At 71.0% G+C, this 19655-nt stretch carries 21 protein-coding genes; 5 read left to right on the top strand and 16 right to left on the bottom strand.

Going from position 1 to position 19655, the window contains the following annotated elements; genetic code table 11:
* Positions 1 to 18 precede the first annotated feature (18 nt).
* The 6 genes from hydA to OG462_RS34570 form a co-directional block, all read right to left on the bottom strand.
* Positions 19 to 1422 (bottom strand): dihydropyrimidinase, encoded by a 1404-nt coding sequence (hydA, locus tag OG462_RS34595; RefSeq protein ID WP_406063842.1) that lies wholly within the window; start codon positions 1420 to 1422, stop codon positions 19 to 21.
* A gap of 47 nt (positions 1423 to 1469) precedes the next feature.
* A complete protein-coding gene (locus tag OG462_RS34590; protein ID WP_406063840.1) occupies positions 1470 to 2750 on the bottom strand; it encodes an aspartate aminotransferase family protein in 1281 nt (426 codons plus the stop codon).
* Entirely contained in the window at positions 2747 to 3589 is an 843-nt protein-coding gene (locus OG462_RS34585) for a nitrilase-related carbon-nitrogen hydrolase (RefSeq protein ID WP_406063838.1), read from the bottom strand. The genes OG462_RS34590 and OG462_RS34585 overlap by 4 nt, the downstream gene beginning before the upstream one ends.
* Positions 3590 to 3839: 250 nt before the next feature.
* The gene (locus OG462_RS34580) at positions 3840 to 5246 is read right to left on the bottom strand and encodes a UL36 very large tegument protein (RefSeq protein ID WP_406063837.1); all 1407 of its coding nucleotides are present in this window, start codon (positions 5244 to 5246) and stop codon (positions 3840 to 3842) included.
* A gap of 115 nt (positions 5247 to 5361) precedes the next feature.
* A complete protein-coding gene (locus OG462_RS34575) occupies positions 5362 to 5745 on the bottom strand; it encodes a PPOX class F420-dependent oxidoreductase (protein ID WP_406063835.1) in 384 nt (127 codons plus the stop codon).
* A 115-nt stretch (positions 5746 to 5860) separates the two neighbouring features.
* Entirely contained in the window at positions 5861 to 6235 is a 375-nt protein-coding gene (locus OG462_RS34570) for a winged helix-turn-helix transcriptional regulator (RefSeq protein ID WP_406063833.1), read from the bottom strand.
* 61 nt (positions 6236 to 6296) lie between these two features.
* On the opposite strand from OG462_RS34570, the gene OG462_RS34565 reads away from it, so the two are divergent.
* Complete coding sequence (locus OG462_RS34565) at positions 6297 to 6968, top strand: NAD(P)-dependent oxidoreductase (RefSeq protein WP_406063831.1); 672 nt, start codon at positions 6297 to 6299, stop codon at positions 6966 to 6968.
* 104 nt (positions 6969 to 7072) lie between these two features.
* Here the strand turns inward: OG462_RS34565 and OG462_RS34560 are convergent, their stop codons facing one another.
* Positions 7073 to 7645 (bottom strand): DinB family protein, encoded by a 573-nt coding sequence (locus OG462_RS34560; protein WP_406063829.1) that lies wholly within the window; start codon positions 7643 to 7645, stop codon positions 7073 to 7075.
* 65 nt (positions 7646 to 7710) lie between these two features.
* Positions 7711 to 7962: a helix-turn-helix domain-containing protein gene (locus OG462_RS34555; RefSeq protein WP_406063827.1), complete on the bottom strand. Its 252-nt coding sequence runs from the start codon at positions 7960 to 7962 to the stop codon at positions 7711 to 7713.
* Positions 7963 to 7994: 32 nt separating this feature from the next.
* On the opposite strand from OG462_RS34555, the gene map reads away from it, so the two are divergent.
* On the top strand, positions 7995 to 8762 hold the full coding sequence (gene map, locus OG462_RS34550; protein WP_406063825.1) for a type I methionyl aminopeptidase: 768 nt from the start codon (positions 7995 to 7997) through the stop codon (positions 8760 to 8762).
* A gap of 89 nt (positions 8763 to 8851) precedes the next feature.
* On the opposite strand, the gene ggt is transcribed toward map, so the two are convergent.
* Positions 8852 to 10675, bottom strand: coding sequence for a gamma-glutamyltransferase (gene ggt / locus OG462_RS34545; protein ID WP_406063823.1), 1824 nt, complete (start codon positions 10673 to 10675; stop codon positions 8852 to 8854).
* A gap of 105 nt (positions 10676 to 10780) precedes the next feature.
* Here ggt and OG462_RS34540 point away from each other — a divergent pair, with 105 nt between their 5' ends.
* The gene (locus tag OG462_RS34540) at positions 10781 to 11512 is read left to right on the top strand and encodes a hypothetical protein (protein ID WP_406063821.1); all 732 of its coding nucleotides are present in this window, start codon (positions 10781 to 10783) and stop codon (positions 11510 to 11512) included.
* Here OG462_RS34540 and OG462_RS34535 read toward each other — a convergent pair.
* Positions 11463 to 12719, bottom strand: a complete 1257-nt coding sequence (locus tag OG462_RS34535) for a cytochrome P450 (RefSeq protein WP_406063819.1) — start codon at positions 12717 to 12719, stop codon at positions 11463 to 11465. The two genes, OG462_RS34540 and OG462_RS34535, sit on opposite strands and share 50 nt — an antisense overlap.
* A 157-nt stretch (positions 12720 to 12876) precedes the next feature.
* Here OG462_RS34535 and OG462_RS34530 point away from each other — a divergent pair, with 157 nt between their 5' ends.
* Both OG462_RS34530 and OG462_RS34525 read left to right on the top strand, forming a co-directional pair.
* Positions 12877 to 13209: a hypothetical protein gene (locus tag OG462_RS34530; protein ID WP_406063817.1), complete on the top strand. Its 333-nt coding sequence runs from the start codon at positions 12877 to 12879 to the stop codon at positions 13207 to 13209.
* A gap of 115 nt (positions 13210 to 13324) precedes the next feature.
* Positions 13325 to 14890, top strand: coding sequence for an alpha/beta fold hydrolase (locus OG462_RS34525; RefSeq protein WP_406063816.1), 1566 nt, complete (start codon positions 13325 to 13327; stop codon positions 14888 to 14890).
* 37 nt (positions 14891 to 14927) lie between these two features.
* On the opposite strand, the gene OG462_RS34520 is transcribed toward OG462_RS34525, so the two are convergent.
* The 6 genes from OG462_RS34520 to OG462_RS34495 all read right to left on the bottom strand — a co-directional run bounded on the left by OG462_RS34520 (position 14928) and on the right by OG462_RS34495 (position 19612).
* A complete protein-coding gene (locus OG462_RS34520) occupies positions 14928 to 15785 on the bottom strand; it encodes an amino acid ABC transporter permease (RefSeq protein WP_406063814.1) in 858 nt (285 codons plus the stop codon).
* On the bottom strand, positions 15782 to 16426 hold the full coding sequence (locus OG462_RS34515) for an amino acid ABC transporter permease (protein WP_406063812.1): 645 nt from the start codon (positions 16424 to 16426) through the stop codon (positions 15782 to 15784). Before OG462_RS34515 ends, OG462_RS34520 begins: the two co-directional genes overlap by 4 nt.
* Before the next feature lie 18 nt (positions 16427 to 16444).
* On the bottom strand, positions 16445 to 17362 hold the full coding sequence (locus OG462_RS34510; protein WP_406063810.1) for a glutamate ABC transporter substrate-binding protein: 918 nt from the start codon (positions 17360 to 17362) through the stop codon (positions 16445 to 16447).
* A gap of 14 nt (positions 17363 to 17376) precedes the next feature.
* A complete protein-coding gene (locus OG462_RS34505) occupies positions 17377 to 18123 on the bottom strand; it encodes an amino acid ABC transporter ATP-binding protein (protein WP_406063808.1) in 747 nt (248 codons plus the stop codon).
* A gap of 161 nt (positions 18124 to 18284) precedes the next feature.
* Positions 18285 to 18728, bottom strand: a complete 444-nt coding sequence (locus OG462_RS34500) for a DUF6278 family protein (RefSeq protein ID WP_406063806.1) — start codon at positions 18726 to 18728, stop codon at positions 18285 to 18287.
* Between the two features lie 104 nt (positions 18729 to 18832).
* Complete coding sequence (locus tag OG462_RS34495; RefSeq protein WP_406063803.1) at positions 18833 to 19612, bottom strand: exodeoxyribonuclease III; 780 nt, start codon at positions 19610 to 19612, stop codon at positions 18833 to 18835.
* Positions 19613 to 19655 lie beyond the last annotated feature (43 nt).

Here is a 19655-nt window from a genome sequence, read left to right as displayed (position 1 = left end):
GTTCGGTCCTGGGATGACTCAGCCCAGGTACTGGCAGGTGGACCTGGGGGTGAAGGTGCCGTGCCCGGCGTGACCGACGTACTTGCGCTGGTCGATCACGAGCTCGCCGCGTGAGAGGACCGTCTCGACCTGGCCGGTGACCGTCTTCCCCTCGTACGCGGAGTAGTCGACGTTCATGTGGTGGGTGTCCGCGGACAGGGTCTGGACGGCGTGCGGGTCGTAGATCACGACGTCGGCGTCGGCGCCCGGGGCGATCGTGCCCTTCTGCGGGTACAGGCCGAACATCCGGGCCGGCGTCGCGCAGGCGATCTCGATCCAGCGGCGCCGCGAGATGTGCCCGTCGACGACGGCCTGGTGAAGGAGGTCCATCCGGTTCTCCACGCCCGGAAGGCCGTTGGGGATCTTCGAGAAGTCGCCGCGGCCGAGGTCCTTCTGGCCCGTGAAGCAGAACGGGCAGTGGTCGGTGGAGACCACCTGGAGGTCGTTCGTCCGCAGTCCGCGCCAGAGCGCCGCCTGGTGCTCCTTCGGCCGGAGCGGGGTGCTGCACACGTACTTCGCGCCCTCGAAGCCCGGCTCCGCGAGGTTGTCGGTGGAGAGGAAGAGGTACTGGGGGCAGGTCTCGCCGAAGACGGGCAGCCCCTTGTCCCGGGCGGTCGCGATCTCCGCGACCGCCTCCTCCGCCGAGACGTGGACCACGTAGAGCGGCGCCCCCGCCACCCGCGCGAGCTGGATCGCCCGGTGAGTGGCCTCGGCCTCCAGGAGCGCCTTGCGGACCTCCCCGTGGTAGCGGGGGTCGGTCTCGCCGCGCGCGAGGGCCTGCTCGACGAGCACGTCGATGGCGATGCCGTTCTCGGCGTGCATCATGATCAGTCCGCCGTTGTCGGCGGAGCGCTGCATGGCGCGCAGGATCTTGCCGTCGTCGCTGTAGAAGACGCCGGGGTAGGCCATGAAGAGCTTGAAGGAGGTGATGCCCTCCTGGACGAGCCGGTCCATCTCCTTGAGCGTGTGCTCGTTGACGTCGGAGAGGATCATGTGGAAGGCGTAGTCGATCGCACAGTTGCCGTCGGCCTTCGCGTACCAGGCGTCGAGTCCTTCACGCAGGCTGTGGCCGACGGTCTGGACGGCGAAGTCGACGATGGTGGTGGTGCCGCCCCAGGCGGCGGCGCGGGTGCCCGTCTCGAAGGTGTCGGAGGCGAAGGTGCCGCCGAAGGGCAGCTCCATGTGGGTGTGGGCGTCGACGCCACCGGGCAGCACGTAGCGGTCGGTGGCGTCGATCGTCCGGTCGGCGGTCCAGGCGGCCGCCGCGTCGGAGCCGTGGGCCGCGAGGGCGACCACGCGGCCGTCCTCGATCAGCACGTCGGCGTGGAGTTCGTCGGCGGCGGTGACGACGAGGCCGCCCCGGATGACGGTTCGGGTGCTCACGGGACTCTCCCTGCTCGATACGGCGGGACGGCGGGGGGACAGCGGAACTACACGCCTCTGAGGGCCTGTTCGAGCATCGCGGCGCCCTCCTCCGCCTCGGCGACGGTGAGGGAGAGCGGTGGGGCGATGCGCAGGGTGCTGGTGTTGTGGCCGCCGCCCTTGCCGATCAGCAGGCCGTTCTCGCGGGCGGCCTCCAGGACGGCGGAGGCCGCGTCCGGGTTCGCCCGGTCGGTGCCCGGCTCGGTGAGTTCGATGCCGATCATGAGGCCGCGGCCGCGGACCTCCCGTACCGCCTCGACTCCTGCGCAGGCGGCCCTGATCCGCTCGATGAGCAGACCGCCGACCCGGCGCGCGTTGCCCTGGAGGTCGTGCTCCAGGAGGTAGGAGAGGTTGGCGAGCCCGGCGGCCATGGTGACGGGTGAACCGCCGAAGGTGGAGATGGAGTTGGCGTCGAGGCAGTTCATGATCTCGGCGCGGGCCACCACCCCGCCGACGGACATGCCGTTGCCGATGCCCTTGGCGAAGGTGAGGATGTCGGGCGGCCCGGCCTGGCCGTGCGCCTGCCAGCCCCAGAAGTGCTCGCCGGTACGGCCCCAGCCGGTCTGCACCTCGTCGGAGATCCACAGGATGCCGTGCCGGTCGAGCACCCGGCGGAACGCGGCGTACAGACCGTCGGGCGGGGCGGTGAAGCCGCCGACGCCCTGGACGGGTTCGGCGATGAGCGCGGCGACTTCCCGGGTGTGGCCGAGGAGGTCCTCGAGGTCGGCGACGCAGGCCTCGATGAACCGCTCGTCGGTGTACTGGGCGTACGGGCCGCGGGTGCGGACGCCGCCGTGGACGTACAGGGTCTGCAGCGGCGAGAGACTGGTGGGCGACCAGGCACGGTTGCCGGTGATGCCGACCGTGGAGAAGGAACGGCCGTGGTAGCTGTTCCGCATGGCCAGGATCTGGTTCGACCGCCGGTACGCGGTCGCGAGGAGCAGCGCCGCGTCGTTGGCCTCGGTGCCGGAGGTGGTGAAGAAGACACGGGCGTCGGGGATGCCGGAGAGTCCGGCGATCCGCTCGGCGAGCTCCACCATCGGGCGGTTGAGGTAGAGCGTCGAGGAGTGGATGATCCGGCCGGCCTGCTCGGCCACGGCCTTGGTGACCTCGGGCAGGGCGTGGGCGGTCATGGTGGTGAGGATGCCGCCGAAGAAGTCGAGGTACCGGCGTCCGTCGGCGTCCCAGACGTGGCGGCCCTCGCCGTGGGTGATCTCGATGGGGTCGCGGTAGTAGAGGGCGACCCAGTCGGGGATGACGGCTTTGTGCCGGTCGAAGAGACTGCTCACGGCTGCACCAGCCCGTCGTAGGCGTCGGGGCGTCGGTCCCGGTAGAACGCCCACTGCTGGCGCACCTCCTCGATCATCCCGAAGTCGAGGTCGCGGACGAGGAGTTCCTCGGTCTTGTCGGAGGCGACGTCACCGACGAACCGGCCGCGCGGGTCGACGAAGTAGCTCGTGCCGTAGAAGTCGTTGTCGCCGTACTCCTCGATGCCGACACGGTTGATCGCGGCGACGAAGTACTCGTTGGCGACGGCCGCGGCGGGCTGCTCCAGCTGCCAGAGGTAGGAGGAGAGACCGCGGTGGGTGGCCGACGGGTTGTAGACCAGCTGGGCTCCGTTGAGCCCGAGTTGGCGCCAGCCCTCGGGGAAGTGCCGGTCGTAGCAGATGTAGACCCCCACCCTTCCGACGGCGGTGTCGAAGACCGGCCAGCCGGCGTTCCCCGGGCGGAAGTAGTACTTCTCCCAGAAGCCCTTGACCTGGGGGATGTGGTGCTTGCGGTACTTGCCGAGGTAGCTGCCGTCGGCGTCGATCACGGCGGCGGTGTTGTAGTAGAAGCCCTCGCTCTCGACCTCGAAGACGGGCACCACGATCACCATCCCGGTCTCCCGGGCGAGGTCCCGCATCCGGCTGACGGTGGGGCCGTCGGGGACGGGCTCGGCCCAGCGGTAGTGCTCGGGCTCCTGGACCTGGCAGAAGTAGGGGGCGTTGAACACCTCCTGGAAGCCGATCACCTTGGCACCCTGACGGGCGGCCTCCCGGGCGTACTCCTCGTGTTTGGCGATCATGGATTCGGTGTCGCCGGTCCAGGTCGCCTGGACGAGCGCGGCGCGTACGACGTCGGTCATGATCTGCTCCTTCGGCACGGCGTCAGAGAGCCTCTACGCACGTAGATGCGGTGCGTAGGAGGAGAACGTAAGCCCCGTCACACCCCGGAGCAAGACCGCCGCCGGGAAGCGGCCGGGTCGATCATGTTTCATACCCGAGTGGTCCACGTCGGACACGTACCGACACGTACGGGCATGCCTGACACATGCGGCGCGGGGACCGCCTCACCGGGTGGGCATCCCACCCCTCCCCGGCGCCCCGCCGGGCCTGTCAGGCGCCCGCGAGACCCGCCACGCGGAGGGCGTGCAGCAGGTCGCGCTCGCGGGCCGCGGACACCGCTCGGGCGGCTTCGAGGAGTTGGGGGGCGAGCCCGCGCGGGTCCTCGGCCGCGAGGCGGGCCGCGTCCTCGGGAGCGCGGACCCGGACGAAGGCGGTGAGCAGCGCGTGGGCCTCGCGGTGGTGACCCTCGGCACGCAGGGCGGCGCACGCCCCGGCGAGCTCCTCGACGGGGCGGGCCACCCCCTGGCGTAGGAGCTGCTCGCAGTCGGCGGCCCGGCCCGCGTCGGCGAGCACCCCCGCGACGGCGGCGAGCCGGCCGGGCGGGAGCGAGGCCGCCTCCCAGAGCAGGATGGACCAGTCGGCGCCGAGCCCGGCCCGGTGCAGCTCCCCGGCGAGGGCGGGCAGCCGGGCGGGCGGCCCGTTGAGTGCCTCGCAGAGCAGGGCGTGAGCTTCGCCGCTACGGCCCTGGACGCGGAGCCGCTGAAGGGCGTAGACCGCGTTGGCGGCGGCGCGGGCGACCTCGGCGTGATCGGCCCCGGGGGCGGCGGCCGGACGGGCGCCATCGGCCCCGCCGGGCGCGGCGGCGCCCCCGAACCGGGCCCCTCGGGGAGCCGCGCCCCCGGTCGGGAGTACGGGAACGGGTGCGGGCGCGACCACGGGCCCCTGGTCCTCGGCGCTGTCGTCGAGCCACGCGTAGCGCGCGCCACGGGGGCGGCGCTTGGCTTTGGCGGGGCGGGCGGGGGGCCCGGCGGGCGGGGCGGGGGGCAGGGGGGCCGAGGACGGACCGGCCTGCGACAGAACCGGTTCCGGCGCCGGTCCCGGTCCCCGCCCCGACCAGGCCCCGCCCGAAGCCGCCTGCCCCGGCCCGGTCGGCCCCGCCGTCCCTCCGCCGTCCCCCCACTCCGCCAGCCGCGCGAGCCGGGCCGTCAGGTCGGCGACCCGTGCCACCGCCCTCGCGTGGTCGTCGCGCGTCCAGGCCAGGTCGTGTTCCAGGCGGGCCGTGTCGTCCGGGCCCGGGGCCGGGGTCGCGCGGAGCCGGTCGCCCAGTTCGCGGGCCCGGGACTCGGCGTACCGGCGTTCGCGTTCCATGAGCTCGCGGCGTTCGGTGAGCGCCGCCGCTCCGCCGGGGCGGCGGTCGTGGGCGCCGGCGGCCTCCGCGTACAGCGTTCTGCCCCGGACGGCGAGCGGCCCCTCGACCGCCTCTCCGGCGTCTCGGAGCAGGGACTCGACGACGTCCCAGGGCAGGATCTCCGTCCCGTCGAAGCAGGCGCGAAGCCCCTCCGGGTCGCGTTCGGCGAAGACTCCGTACCAACCGCCGCCGGGCGGGATGCGGCGCGCGAGATCCGTCAGCCAGTGTCTGAACGTGGCGACTTCCACCGGGAGTTGATACACCGTCATGCGCTACGCACCTGCCCCGCCGTCGACTGGAACCTTCCGGTCCGCGGGTATTGGACCGCAGTCGTGTTACGGGACGACTACGGACCGTTTTCCTACGCGTGCCCTACCGCCCAATTCACCCGAATCGCACGACGATCCCGGTGTGCGGGCGCTTCCCGAGCCGGACGATCATGGCCGGCACGTCGGTCAGCCAGTACTGCCAGGTGTACTTGCGTGAGAGCAGCCCCCGGATCCGGCGCAGCTCCTCCCCCGCCACCAGGCGGCCCTTTCCCCTGAAGCGCTCGGCGCCCTCGGCGATGTTGCCGCGCACGTCGCAGACGGCGACCTCGACCCTCGGGTCGTTCCGCAGCCGCTTGACCTTCCACGAGTCGGTGCGGGTCCAGGCGTACAGCTCGTCACCGTCCACCGCGTACCAGACGGGTGTCGCGACCCCCGTGCCGTTCTTCCGGTAGGTGGTCAGGCTGACGTAGCGGCCGCGCCGCAGCTCTTCGGGCATCATGCCCGGGAGCCTATGCCGGGGTCGGGTCGGCGGCGTGGGTCAGGGTCTCCCGGGCGACGAAGAGGCCGTCCGGGACGGCCGGCGCGGCCGTCACCGCTGATGACCGGCCCCGGGGTCAGCCGCTCTGCGCGTACGCCGTCCTGGCCTCGGTGATCTCCGGGACATGGGCGCGGGCCCACGCGCACGCGGAGTCGAGCGGATCGATCAGCGAGCGGCCGAGCGCGGTCAGCGCGTACTCGACGCGCGGCGGGTTCTCGTCGTACACGGTGCGGGTGAGGAAGCCGTCGCGCTCCATCGTGCGCAGGGTCTCGGTGAGCACCTTGGGGGTGATCCAGTGGAGCGGGACGCGCAGCTCGGAGAAGCGGCGCGGCTGTCCGTCCTCCAGGCAGCGGAGCACCAGGGCGGTCCACTTGCCGCCGACCCGGATGGGCTGGGCGCGGTCGGAGCAGTCCGGATCGTGGAAGAGGTCGGCGGGCAGCGGCTGGTTCATGCCTCCGAAGCTAGCCCAGTACCGTTGAAGTAACCAGGTACTCCGGTTCTACGGTCCTGCCATGAGCAACGACATGAGCAACGCCGTGAGCAGGAACATTGTCATCTTCGGAGCGGGTGGACGGGTCGGCCGCGCGGCCGTCGCGGAGGCGGTGGCCCGGGGTCACCGGGTGACCGCGGTGGTCCGCGATCCGTCGAAGTACCCGGATCTGGCCGGGGGTTCGGTCACGCTGGTACGGGGTGATGTCACCGACCCGGCCTCGGTGGCCGCCCTGGCGGCCGGCCATGACGCCGCCGTGAACGCGTCGGTCCGCCTCGACGTCTCCTCGGAGGAGTACTTCACGACGGCGGCCAAGGCGTTGATCGCGGGACTCGAGGAGGCGGGCGTGCGACGGCTGTTGACCCTGGGCATCGCCACGACACTGGAGACGGAGCCGGGGGTGCGGATCATGGACGCGCCCGAATTCCCGGAACAGTGGCGGGTGTTCTCACAGGGCCACGTGGCCGAGTTCGCGCTGCTGACCGCCGAGGCGGGACTGGAGCTCGACTGGCTGATGGTCGTACCGCCACAGGACCTGAACGCGGAGGCCGAGGTGACCGGGGGTTACCGGACGGCCGTGGGCACGGTGATCGACGGCCCCGGCCGGATCGCCCACCCGGACCTGGCCCGGGCGCTCCTCGACGAGATCGAGGAGCCGCGGCACAGCCGCGTACAGCTGGCGGTCTCGGTCTAGCCGGCGGTCTCGGCCCGGAGGACGGGCGAGGGGGCCCCGGATGTCGCGCCGGCGTCCGGGGCACGCGTACTACCGACCGACCACCCCGGCCTTCGGCCTTCGGTCTACTGGCCCACCCTGCCGTCGACGCACTCGCGCAGCAGGTCGGCGTGTCCGCAGTGGCGGGCGTACTCGTCGATCCGGTGCACCATCAGCTCCCGGATCGCGATCCTGTCCTTCCCCACGCGCGCGCCCAGGTCCGCGTGCTCGGCCAGCTCGGCGTCGAGCGCCGCCTGCTCGCGCTCCAGATCGGCGTACGCGGCGTCGACCACGACCTGTTCGGCGACGGCCCCGTCGAAGTCCGAGTCCTTCTTGCCGTACAGCTTCGGCAGCGGTTCACCGTCGCTGATCCAGTTGCGCCAGTCCCGCTCCACCTCGGCGAGGTGCCGGATCAGACCCAGCAGCGACATGGTCGACGGCGGGACCGACCGGCGGGCCAGCTGTTCCGCGTCCAGCCCCTCGCACTTCATCCGAAGGGTCAGGCGGTAGTCCCTCAGGAAGTCCCGCAGCGTCGCCGCCTCGCCCTCCGGACTGGAACCCCCGTTGTTGTTGCGGGGGTCGTCGTCCGGGTCCGCCCACATGTCGGGGTAGACGGTCGCCGTGGTCCATCGTGCGGGTTCGTCGCTCATGCGTCGCATGATCGTCTGTACCGGTCCGGTGTGCCACCGAATTCCCGCTTCGGCGTTCGGCTCCGGCCGGCCCGTCAGACGGGCACCAGCGCACACCGGACGACCAGCTCGTCCATGGAGAGGCCGAGGACCCGGGCGAGGGCCGCGACGGTGAAGAACGCCGGGGTCGGGGCCCGGCCGGTCTCGATCTTGCGGAGCGTCTCGGCGGACAGGCCGGCAGCGGCGGCGATCTGGACCATCGACCGTTCGCCGCGCGCTTCGCGCAGGAACAGGCCGAGGCGCTCGCCGCGCTCGCGCTCTTCGGGGGTCAGGGGTGTGCGCACCATGAAGCCATACTAATACCGGTATAGTAATTGGCATGGTGGAGATCAAGACGAACGAGAACCTGGCCGCGATGCGTGAGGCGGGACGCGTGGTGGCCCGCGCCCTCGCGGCCGTACGGGAGAAGGCGGCGCCCGGGGTCCCGCTGACCGAGCTGGACCGGGCCGCACGGGAGGTCCTGGCCGAGGCCGGCGCCGGTTCGCCCTTCCTCGGCTACCGCCCGGAGTGGGCGCCCGTGCCGTTCCCCGCGGTCGTGTGCCTCTCCGTGAACGACGCCATCGTCCACGGCATCCCGGACGACACCCGGCTCGCTCCGGGCGACCTGGTCTCCGCGGACTGCGGTGCGCTCCTCGGCGGCTGGGCGGGCGACTCCGCGATCAGCTTCACGGTCGGCCGGGCCAGGCCGGAGGACACCCGGCTGATCGCCGCGGCGGAGGAGGCCCTGGAGGCGGGCATCGCCGCCGCCGTCGTCGGCAACCGCATCGGCGACATCGCACACGCGATCGGCCGGGTGTGCCGCGCCGCCGGGTACGGCGTCCCGGACGGCTTCGGCGGCCACGGGATCGGCCGCACGATGCACGAGGACCCGGGCGTCCCCAACGAGGGACGCCCGGGCCGGGGCATGAAGCTGCGCCACGGGATGGTGCTCGCGATCGAGCCGATGCTCATCGGCGGCGGCACGGACGACCACTACACGGCGCGCGACGGCTGGACGATCCGCACGCTCGACGGCTCGCGCGCGTCACACGCGGAGCACACGGTGGCGATCACGGACGAGGGCCCGCGCGTGCTGACGGCGCTGTAGGACGCGAGGGGGCGCACACGCGGCCTCTCGCGGCAGGGCGCATACCCGCCCGGCCCCTCTCGGAAGGGCACATGCGCGCCCCCTCGGCGCTACCTCCCCGCCGGCCGGACCACCATCGCCGACCCGCCGCCCCTGCGAACCGACTCCGCGGCGGCCACCCAGCGGCCGTCCGGCAGCCTCTGGACACCCGTCGCCGCCCCGATCTCCGGGTTCTGCCGGAAGCCGTGCCCGATGGCTTCGAGCTCCGCCCTGACCGGGCTGTTCCACAGCCCGGGTTCGAGTTCGGTGGTGGCCTGGTTGCGCTGGCTGGCACGCGGCGCGGCGATCGCGTCGACGAGCGGGAGCCCCCGGTCGACGACCCCGGTGAGGGTCTGGAGAACCGTCGTGATGATGGTCGCACCGCCCGGGGACCCGAGCGCGAGCACGGGCCGGTCGTGCCGGTCGAGGACGATCGTCGGGGAGATCGAGGAGCGCGGCCGCTTGCCCGGACCGGGCAGGTTCGGGTCGTGCACGGCCGGGTTCGCCGGGGCGAAGGAGAAGTCGGTCAGCTCGTTGTTGAGCAGGAAGCCCCGGCCGGGCACGGTGATCCCGCTGCCGCCGGTGGACTCGATGGTGAGGGTGTAGGCGACGACGTTGCCCCACTTGTCGGCCACCGTGAGGTGGGTGGTGTTCTCCCCCTCGTACGTGGTCGGGGCCGCCGTACCATCGCTCGCGCACGGCACCGGGCTGTTCGGGTCGCCGGGCGCGAGGGGGCTGGTCAGGGCGGCATCGTCCCGGATCAGGCAGGCGCGCGCGTCGGCGTACCGCTGGGAGAGCAGCCCGCGCGTCGGCACGGACTCGAAGGCCGGGTCCCCGACCCAGCGGCCCCGGTCGGCGAAGGCGATGCGGCTCGCCTCGATGAAGCGGTGCAGATAGCGGGCCTGGGAGGCTTTCGCGAGGTCGGTGCCCTCCAGGATGTTGAGGGCCTCGCCGACGCTCGTACCGCCGGAGGAGGAGGGAGGCATGCCGTAGACGTCGAGACCTCGGTACGAGACCTTCGTGGGCTTGCGGAACTCGGTGCGGTACGCGGCGAGATCCCGCTCCGTCAGATCACCCGGGCGGACCTTCCGGGTGGCGCCCTCGCGGACCGGGGGCGTACGGACGGTGTTCACGATGTCCCGGGCGAGCGGACCCCGGTAGAGGGCGCCGACACCCTCGCGGCCGAGCGTCTTGTACGTACGGGCCAGGTCGGGATTCTTGAAGACCGAGCCGACCGCGGGCAACTGGCCTCCCGGCAGGAAGAGTTCGGAGCTGGCGGGGAAGTCGCGGAACCGCGCCTCGTTGCCGGCGGTCTGGGCGCGGAAGGTGGCGTCGACGGTGAAGCCCTCGCGAGCCAGCCGCTCGGCGGGTTCGAGCAGGGTGCCGAGCCGCTTGCTGCCCCAGGCGTCGAGGGCGGTCTTCCAGGTCGCCGGGGTGCCGGGGGTGCCGACTCCGAGGCCGCTGGTCATGCCCTCCTCGAAGGGGATCGGCGCACCGTTCTCGACGAAGAGGCTCGTGTCGGCGGAGCGGGGGGCGGTCTCGCGGCCGTCGACGGTGTGTACCGTGCGGCTCTTCGCGTCGTAGTACACGAAGTAGCCGCCGCCCCCGATGCCCGCGGAGTAGGGCTCGGTGACGCCCAGCGCGGCCGCGACGGCGACGGCCGCGTCCACCGCGTTGCCGCCCTTGCGGAGCACCTCGACGCCGGCGGCCGAGGCGTCGGCGTCGACACTGGCGACGGCGCCGCCGTAGCCGACGGCCACGGGTTCCTTGACCGGGAGTGGTGGCGCGGTCGGTGGGACGATCGGTGGGGCCGTGGGCGGGGCGGCGGCACCCATCGAGAGCACCGTCGCCGCGACGGCGAGAACAGAGACCTTGCCAGCGGCGGAGCGACGCATTCCCTACCTCCAGTCAATGACCGTCCGCGCAGCGTAACTTCCCTCGGCACCTTCCGTCAGGACCGCCTCGAACAGGAGGCCGTTTCCCCGCTAGCATGCGCGCCCATGGACGAAGACCTGCGCAACATCGTGCTCGGGGTGCTCGCGACGGGGGTCAGCGCCTCGCTCGGCTGGCTGGGCCGCACGTACCTCTGGCGGCGGACGCTCCGCCGCAAGCAGGACTTCTTCGGGCTTCCGGGGAACTCGGAGTGCCTGCTCGTCGTGAACAGGGAGTCGGGCGGCGACCGCTCGGTACACCGCTTCGACGTGTTCGCGCTGCTCGAACTGTCCGCCCTGATCAAGGACTGCGGAGCGCAGGCCCGGATCCTCTCGCACGATCAGACCCACCAGGGCTTCGGCGACCGGACGGAGTTCTGCGTCGGCGGCCCCTACTCGAATCGGCGGATGGCGGCCCATCTGGCGACCCTTCTCCCGGGCATCGAGGTGAACGTCGAGGTCGAACCCGGCCCGGACCGCGGCGCGTTCGTGGTCGGCGGAGAGAGCTACCGCTCGGAGGTGGGGGTCTGCGAGTACGTGATCCTCGCCCGGCTCACCGCCGGCGAGGGCGGCCGGCCCGTCTTCCTCTTCTGCGGCCAGCGGGCCATCACCAACCAGGCGGCGACCCGCTATCTCGCCCGCCACTACCCGGAGTTGGCGCGCCGCCATCGTTCCGGCTCCTTCGTACTGCTCCTGAAGGTGGTCAACTCGCAGGCGTACGGCCCCGATGTGGTCGAGCTCGTGGCCGATGTCACGCGAGCGGCGAGGACGGCTCCCGCAGCCGAACCGGCAGCGACTTGATGCCGTTGATGAAGTTGGAGACGAGACGCCGGGGCGAACCGGCGAGCTCCAGACCACCACAGGCCCGCCGCACCTCCTCGTGGAGCACACGGAGCTGAAGCCGGGCGAAGTGCGCACCCAGGCAGACATGGGGGCCGTCACCGAAGGACACGTGCGGGTTCGGGCTTCGACCGAGGTCCAGGCGGTGCGGGTCGGGGAAGACGCGCTCGTCATGGTTGGCGGAGGCGTGGAAGACGACGACCTTGTCGCCGCGCCGGAGCGCCTGCCCCGCGAGCTCGGTGTCGGTGGCGGCCGTGCGCCGGAACGAGAGCACGGGCGGGTGGACGCGGAGCAGTTCGTCCACCGCCGTGTCCATGGAGACCTCACCCTTCCACAACCTCCGCTGCTCGTCGGGGTGTTCGGTGAGGGCGAGGAGTCCGCCGGGGGCGGCGCTGCGGACCGTGTCGTTTCCGGCGACCGTCAGCAGGAAGAAGAACATCTCCAGTTCGGCGTCGGCGAGTTCGGACGTGGCGAGCACGCTCATCACGTCGTCGGCGGGATGGGCGCGCTTGTACGCGGCGAGCTCCTGGGCGTAGCCGAACATCTCGGCGAGCATCGCGGGCGACCGCGGGTTGACCGGCCGCCCCTCGTCGTCGAGGACGGGTGGCTCGTCGGGGTCCTGGTACGCGATGACCCGCTCGGTCCAGGAGTGCAGCAGGCCCCGGTCACTCGGGGGCACTCCGAGCAGATCGGTGAGATTGAGCAGCGCGTAGTCGTCGGTGACGGCCCGGACGAGGTCCACCTCGCCGCCCCCGGCGATCGCGTCCGCGAGCAGCTGCCGGGCCCGCTCGCGCGCGGTGACGCCGAAGCGCTCGATCCGGCCCGGGGTGAAGGCCCGACTGACGAGACGCCTCAACCGACCGTGTCCGGGAGGGTCCTGATTGAGCATCATGCGCCGGATGAAGGGCAGATCGGCGGGATCGGGGTCGCGGATCTGGGTGGCGCCGAGACAGGACGAGTACGCGCCCGGGTCCTTCAGCACCCGGACCACATCGGCATGCCGGGTGACGGCCCAGAACCCGGAGCCCGCGGGCCAGCCCAGGATCTCGGGCTCCTCCTGCCAGGCGACGGGCGCGCGGTCGCGCAGGTCACGGAAGCGGTCGTGCGGGATCCCGGCCGCGTAGATCCGTGGGTCGAAGACGTCCGGTACGCCGCTCGACTCCTGCACCGCGCCTCCCAGTCAGGGGTGAAGACGTATCCATCATGACGGGTCAGAGGCGGTTCTCGTAGGACTGATCGCACACCTCGACAGCCTTGTGCGGCCCCTCCCCCCGGATCCCGGAATCGCCGTCGCGAATCACTCCGAGAACGTCGACCATGATGCTGTGCTGCGGGCACGGACGATGCTGCTCGGATCGGACCGGCCGAGCCTCTCCCAGGACCGGGTGCTGACGACGGTGAGCCGGCGGCGTATCTGCCGAAGCCGGCACGGGCGTTGGTCTCGTACGGGTTCAAGGTCGGTCGACGGGAGGAGGCCGGAGCGGATCGACAGGAGGCCCTGCGGATCCTCGCCCGGCTGGCAGAGTCGGGCGAGCCCAGCCACCGGCGCCACGTTCCTCGTCGCCGCCAAGCGGTACGAGAACGCCCACACGGACTTCATGGAGGCCGTCGCCCTCCTGGACGGCGACACCCGGCCATCAATCGTTACCCGCACGTAACTTACCGACCGGTTACCACGGGTAAAGCGCGCCGGTTACCGTCGGGTCACTTTCACTGCCCCCCATCAGTGCACCGGTACCGCCTCCCCAGCGGTACCCCAGCGAGGAGTGACCCGTGCGCACATCCCTGGCCCTCGCCGTCTCGGCCGCACTCGTGGCCGGGGCGGCCCTCGGGCTCGCCCCCGCCGCCCAGGCCGGTGAGACCGGAGAGACGACCGGCACCGGCATCCGCTTCGTCGACATCGCCGGGGAGGGCGGCACCGTCCTCAAGGCGAACGTCGTCACCCCCGCCGGAGCGGTCGCCGGCGCCCGCCTCCCCCTGATCGTGCTGCCCACCAGCTGGGCCATGCCCCAGATCGAGTACCTCGCCCAGGCCAAACAACTCGCCGACTCCGGCTACATCGTGGTGAGTTACAACTCGCGCGGCTTCTGGCAGTCCGGCGGGGAGATCGAGACCGCGGGACCCAAGGACATCGCCGACGCCTCCAAGGTGATCGACTGGGCCCTCGCCAACGCCTCCGCCGACCCGGCCCACATCGGCATGGCGGGCGTCTCGTACGGCGCCGGGATCAGTCTTCTCGCCGCCGCCCACGACCCGCGGATCAAGGCCGTCGCCGCGCTCAGCGGCTGGGCGGACCTCATCGAGTCGATCTACAGCGGCCGCACCCAGCACCTCCAAGCCGCCGCCCTGCTCGGCGGCGCCGGCTACCTCACCGGCCGCCCCGGGCCCGAACTCAAGCAGATCCTGGGCGACTTCCTCTCCTCCAACCTGGACAAGGAGGAGGACATGATCGCCTGGGGCCGCAAGCGCTCCGCCGTCGAGCAGCTGGACCGGATCAACGCCAACGGCGCCGCGATCATGCTCGGCAACGCCTGGGGCGACACCATCTTCCCGCCCAACCAGTACGCGAGCTTCTTCGAGAAGCTCACCGGTCCCAAGCGGCTCGAGTTCCGCCCCGGCGACCACGCCACCGCCGAGGCCACCGGCCTGTTCGGGCTGCCCAACGACACCTGGACCAGCGCCCACCGCTGGTTCGACCGCTACCTCAAGGACGTCGACAACGGCATCGACCGCGAGCAGCCGGTCCAGCTCAAGTCCCGTTCGACCGACGGCTACGAGGGCTACGCGGACTGGAAGTCCGTGAACGCGAACCAGCGGAAGTTCGACCTCGGTGGTACGCAGCGGGTCTGGGCGAACGTCGACTCCGGAGCCAACGGCGGCATCACCCTGCTCACCAACCTCCTGGACCAGTTCCTCCGCACCCCGCCCGTCGTCTCCGTCCCCCTGCTCCCCCGTGCCTTCGCCGGCGTCTGGCAGTCCGAGCGGTACGACACCCCGCAGCGGGTGCGCGGCACCGTGAAGGTGCACACCACCGTCACCTCCACCGAGGAGAGCGGCACCCTCGTCGCGTACCTCTACGACGTGGGTCCGCTCGGCGTCGGCAAGCTGGTCAGCAACGCCCCGTACACCTTCCACGACCGGACCCCCGGGAAGCCGTTCGGCGTCGATCTGGAGCTGTTCTCCACGGCGTACGACGTACCGGCGGGGCACCGCCTCGCGCTGGTCGTCGACACCGTCGATCCGCTCTACATCGAGCACAACCCGACCGGCGCGCAGCTGACCTTCTCCTCCCCCTCGGCCGACCCGTCGTTCGTGTCGGTACCGCTGCGGAAGGAGTGATCACCGGCTGCTGCCGGGCGGGTGCGGCTCTCGCTCGCTACTGCGGTCCCGGCAGCAGCGTCTCTGGTTCGGCCGGAGCGACGTCCACGGCCTTCGTCTTCGGGCTGCGGCGCTCTTTCCTGGCCACCCAGGTGGCGAACCAGGAGAGCAGCATGCACATCCCGATGTAGATCGGTGAGATCACCAGGACGACCGGGATGAACGGCAGGTCGTAGTCCAGGTTGGAGGCGATCAGCTTGCCCGCGTGCAGGAACTCCTCGTAGGTGATGAGGTATCCGAGCGAGGTGTCCTTGAGGGCGACCACCAACTGGCTGATGATGGCCGGCAGCATCGCGCGGACGGCCTGCGGCACCAGGACGTAGGTCATGACCTGCGTCTTGCGCATGCCGAGCGCGTACGCGGCCTCGCCCTGGCCGCGGGCGACGGCGTGGATGCCGGTGCGGAAGACCTCCGCGAGCACCGAGCCGTTGTAGAGGGTCAGTCCGGCGACGAGCGCGGGCAGCGGCTGCACCTTGAGCGCCACGAAGATGAAGAAGATCATCACGAGGACCGGCATGGCGCGGAAGAACTCGACGCACAGGGTCGAGATCCAGCGGAGCACCCGGTGCTCGGAGAGGCGCCCGGCGGCCAGGACCCCGCCGAGGACGAGCGAGAGCACCGAGGCGTAGGCGAAGGCCTTGAGGGTGTTGCCGAGCCCTTCGAGCAACAGCTCCTGGATGCCCTTGTAGAGGAAGGGCGACCACTTGGTGGAGGTGAACTGGTCGTTGTCGAAGAGGAGATAGAGGATCCAGCCGGCCAGCGCGAGGATCACCACGGTGGACGCGAGGCCGTAGAGGAGGTGGCGCCGCCGGGTGTGGGGCCCGGGGATGTCGTAGAGGGCGGTGGAATCGGTCATCGGGCGACTCCCCAGCGCTTCTCCATGACGTGGAAGAGGGCGCTGATACTGAGGGTGATGATGAGGTATCCGACGGCGATCCAGACGAAGGTCCAGACGATGTTGTAGCCGAGTTCGCTCAAGGTCTTGTAGGTGCCGAGGAGTTCGGTGACGCTGAACGCGCCGGCGATCGCCGAGTTCTTGGCGAGGGCGATCAGGGTGGAGCCGATCGGGGAGATGACCGTCCGGAAGGCCTGGGGCAGGACGACGGTGCCGAGGGTCTGGGCGAAGCTCATTCCCAGGCTGCGGGCGGCCTCGCCCTGCCCGCGCGGCACGGTGTTGATGCCGGAGCGCAGCACCTCGCAGACGAAGGCCGAGGTGTAGCAGCCGAGCGCGAGGACCGCGAACAGCTCGAAGGGCAGCACGAGTCCGAACCGGGGCAGGCCCAGCATGACCGCGAAGAAGAGCAGGGTCAGCGGGGTGTTGCGCAGGATGGTGACCCAGACCGTGCCGAAGACCCGGAAGGAGCCCACGGGCGCGACCCGGAACGAGGCCATGAGGAAGCCCAGGACCAGGGCCAACGCGGAGGCGTAGACGGTGAGTTCGACGGTGCCGAGGAATCCCTGCCAGTAGAGCGAGAGGTTGTCGGTCAGGACGTCCATGTCGGGAGGTTCCTCCGGTCAGCTCGCCGGGTAGCGGTCGATGGCGGGCGGTGTCGGGGCGGGGATTCCGGAGAGGCCGAGAGTGGCGTCGTACGCCTTCTTCCAGTCGCCGTTCTTCTCGTGGACGGCGAGGGCGTCGTCGAGGGCGAAGCGCAGGGCGTTGTCGTTGCGCGGGACGCCGATGCCGTACGGCTCCTCGGAGAACGGCTTGCCGACGACCTTGAGTTCGTCCGGCACCTTGGCGGCGTAGCCCATGAGGATCGTGTCGTCGGTGGTGACCGCGTCGACCTGGTAGGTCAGCAGGTTGTCCACGCAGGCGGAGTACGTGTCGTAGGCGACGAGTTCGGCCTTCGGGTAGTCCTTCTCGATCCGCTGGTACGGGGTGGAGCCGGCGGCCGAGCAGACCCGTTTGCCCGCCAGGTCCTGGGGGCCCTTGATGTCGTTCTCGTCGGTGCGGACCAGGAGGGACTGGCCGGCGAGGTAGTAGGGCCCGGCGAAGCCGACGAGCTTCTTGCGGTTGTCGTTGATGGTGTAGGTGCCGACGTAGTAGTCGATCTGCCCGTTCTGCAGGGCGGTTTCGCGGTTGGCCGAGGCGATCGTACGGAAGGCGATGCCGGCCGGGTCGAAGCCGAGGGAGGCCGCCATCATCTTGGCGATCTCGATGTCGAAGCCGGAGTAGCGGCCGGTGGCCGGGTCCCGCTCACCCATGTAGGGCTGGTCCTCCTTGGCGCCGACGACGAGATGCCCGCGCTTCTTCGCCCGGGTCCAGGTAGGGGAGTCGGGCAGGGTGAAGCCCGACTGGACCTGATAGACGGGGAGTTGGTCGGGCTGGGGGCCCTTGACGGGCGGGCTGCCCTCCCTGCCGCAGCCGCCGAGCGCCGTCGTCACGGCGAGCAGCAGGGTGAGCGCGGCCAGGGCGCGGTGCGAACGCTGCATGGTTCCCACCCCGCTCAGTGCTTGAGGATCTTGGACAGGAAGTCCTTGGCGCGCTCGCTGCGTGGGGCGGTGAAGAAGTCCTCCGGCGCGCGGTCCTCGACGATCTTCCCGTCGGCCATGAAGACGACGCGGTTGGCGGCGGAGCGGGCGAAGCCCATCTCGTGGGTGACGACCACCATCGTCATGCCCTCGTGGGCGAGTTGCTGCATGACCTCCAGGACCTCGTTGATCATCTCGGGGTCGAGGGCCGAGGTCGGCTCGTCGAAGAGGAGCGCCTTGGGGTCCATGGCGAGGGCGCGGGCGATGGCCACGCGCTGCTGCTGGCCGCCGGAGAGCTGGGCCGGGTACTTGTCGGCGTGCGCGGCGAGTCCGACGCGTTCGAGGAGTTCGCGCGAACGCCGGTCCGCCTCCTCCTTCTTGCGCTTGCGTACCTTGCTCTGCGCAAGGGAGACGTTCGCGAGGACGGTCTTGTGCGCGAAGAGGTTGAACGACTGGAACACCATGCCGACCTCGGCGCGCAGCCGGGCGAGCGCCTTGCCCTCCTCGGGGAGCGGCTGTCCGTCGATGACGATCTCGCCCGACTCCACGCTCTCCAGGCGGTTCATCGCCCGGCAGAGAGTGGACTTGCCGGATCCGGACGGGCCGATGACGACGACCACCTCTCCCCGGCCGACGGTGAGATCGATGGACTGGAGGACGTGCAACGTGCCGTAGTGCTTGTTGACGCCACGCAGTTCGATCAGCGGATCGACGACGGCCATACGCTGCCCTGCCCCATTTCTCAGCGGTGTCGAGTCAGCGCAAACTATCCACCAGAAAAGGGACTTCACGCCCGACACGCATGAAACAGGAATAAGCCGTATTTACTGCAAAAGGGTGGCGTAAACAGCGGTGCGGGACCGGCCCGTGCGGGGTGCCGGCATCAGTACTCGGCGGCCTCGGCGTACACCTGGGAGAGCTCCGGCGAGCCCGTCATCGCCCAGTCGAGACCGGCCTCGACGACCTGGATCTCCCGGCCGGAGGCGAGCCGCACCGCCGGACCGCCACCCGGCCACACCTGCCAGCGGGCACCCGGCACGTTCCGCACGATCACGGTGCCGAGGTAGAGCCCGGCGTCGTTCCCGAACCAGGGCAGCTCCTCCGCATCGTCGCGCCAGCGGGGCGGCAGCTGGTCGAGCTCCTGGAGGGAGTTCGGGGTGTCGTCGAGCGTCACCCCGGACTCCCCGACACGGGCGCGCAGCAACTCGCACTCGGCGAGCAACTCGGCCACCCCCTCGGGGTCACGGTCGAAGGCCGCGACCAGCGGGGAGTCGGCCGACTCGGGTTCATGCCGCTTGCGCCAGTTGTCCAGAAATGGAATGTTCATCCGAACAGCCTCGCACCGTCACCTCCCGGTCGACCACCCGGCGCGCGGAGATCGTTCCCGCCGCCGGGTGGTGACACCGGATGCGTACCGGGGCCGGGCGGCCTCTACACGTCGAGGTCGACCACGACGGGTGCGTGGTCCGAGGCGCCCTTGCCCTTGCGCTCCTCGCGGTCCACGTAGCTGTCCGTGACCCCCTCGGCGAAGGGCTTGTTGCCGTAGACCAGGTCGATGCGCATGCCCCTGTTCTTCGGGAAGCAGAGCTGGCGGTAGTCCCAGTACGTGAAGGGGTGGTCGTACTTGAGGGGGCGCGGGACCACGTCGGTCAGACCGGTCTCACGGAGGCCGGCGAGCGCGGCCCGCTCCGGCTCCGTCACGTGCGTGGCGCCCTCGAAGACGGCGATGTCCCAGACGTCGTCGTCGGTCGGCGCGATGTTGTAGTCGCCGAGGACCGCGAAGGGGCGGTCCCCGGCCGCGTCCTCCGCGACGGCCGCCTTCAGGGCCTCCAGCCAGCGCAGCTTGTACGCGTAGTGGTCGTGGGCGACCTCCCGGCCGTTCGGCACGTACACCGACCAGACGCGGACCGGGCCGCAGGTCGCGGAGATCGCCCGGGGCTCCTCGGCCCCGTCGTACTCCGGGCCGCCGGGCAGGCCCGTGACCACGTCCGCGAGGCCGACGCGGGAAACCAGGGCCACGCCGTTCCACCGGCCCGTGGCATTGACCACGGACTCGTACCCCAGGGCGCGCAGCTCCTCGGTGGGGAACTGCTCGGCGGTGCACTTGGTCTCCTGGATGCACAGCACGTCCGTGCCGCTGCTCTCCAGCCAGGCAAGGAGTCGGGGCAGCCGGGCGGTGATCGAATTGACGTTCCAGGTGGCGATGCGCATGTGCGCAAGCCTACGTGCGGGGTCCGACAATCGACGCCTCGCC

Source organism: Streptomyces sp. NBC_01077, assembly GCF_045162855.1.
Taxonomy (GTDB): Bacteria; Actinomycetota; Actinomycetes; order Streptomycetales; family Streptomycetaceae; genus Streptomyces.
Note: the sequence above shows the minus strand (reverse complement) of the source record. Positions and strands in the feature narration are given on the sequence as shown.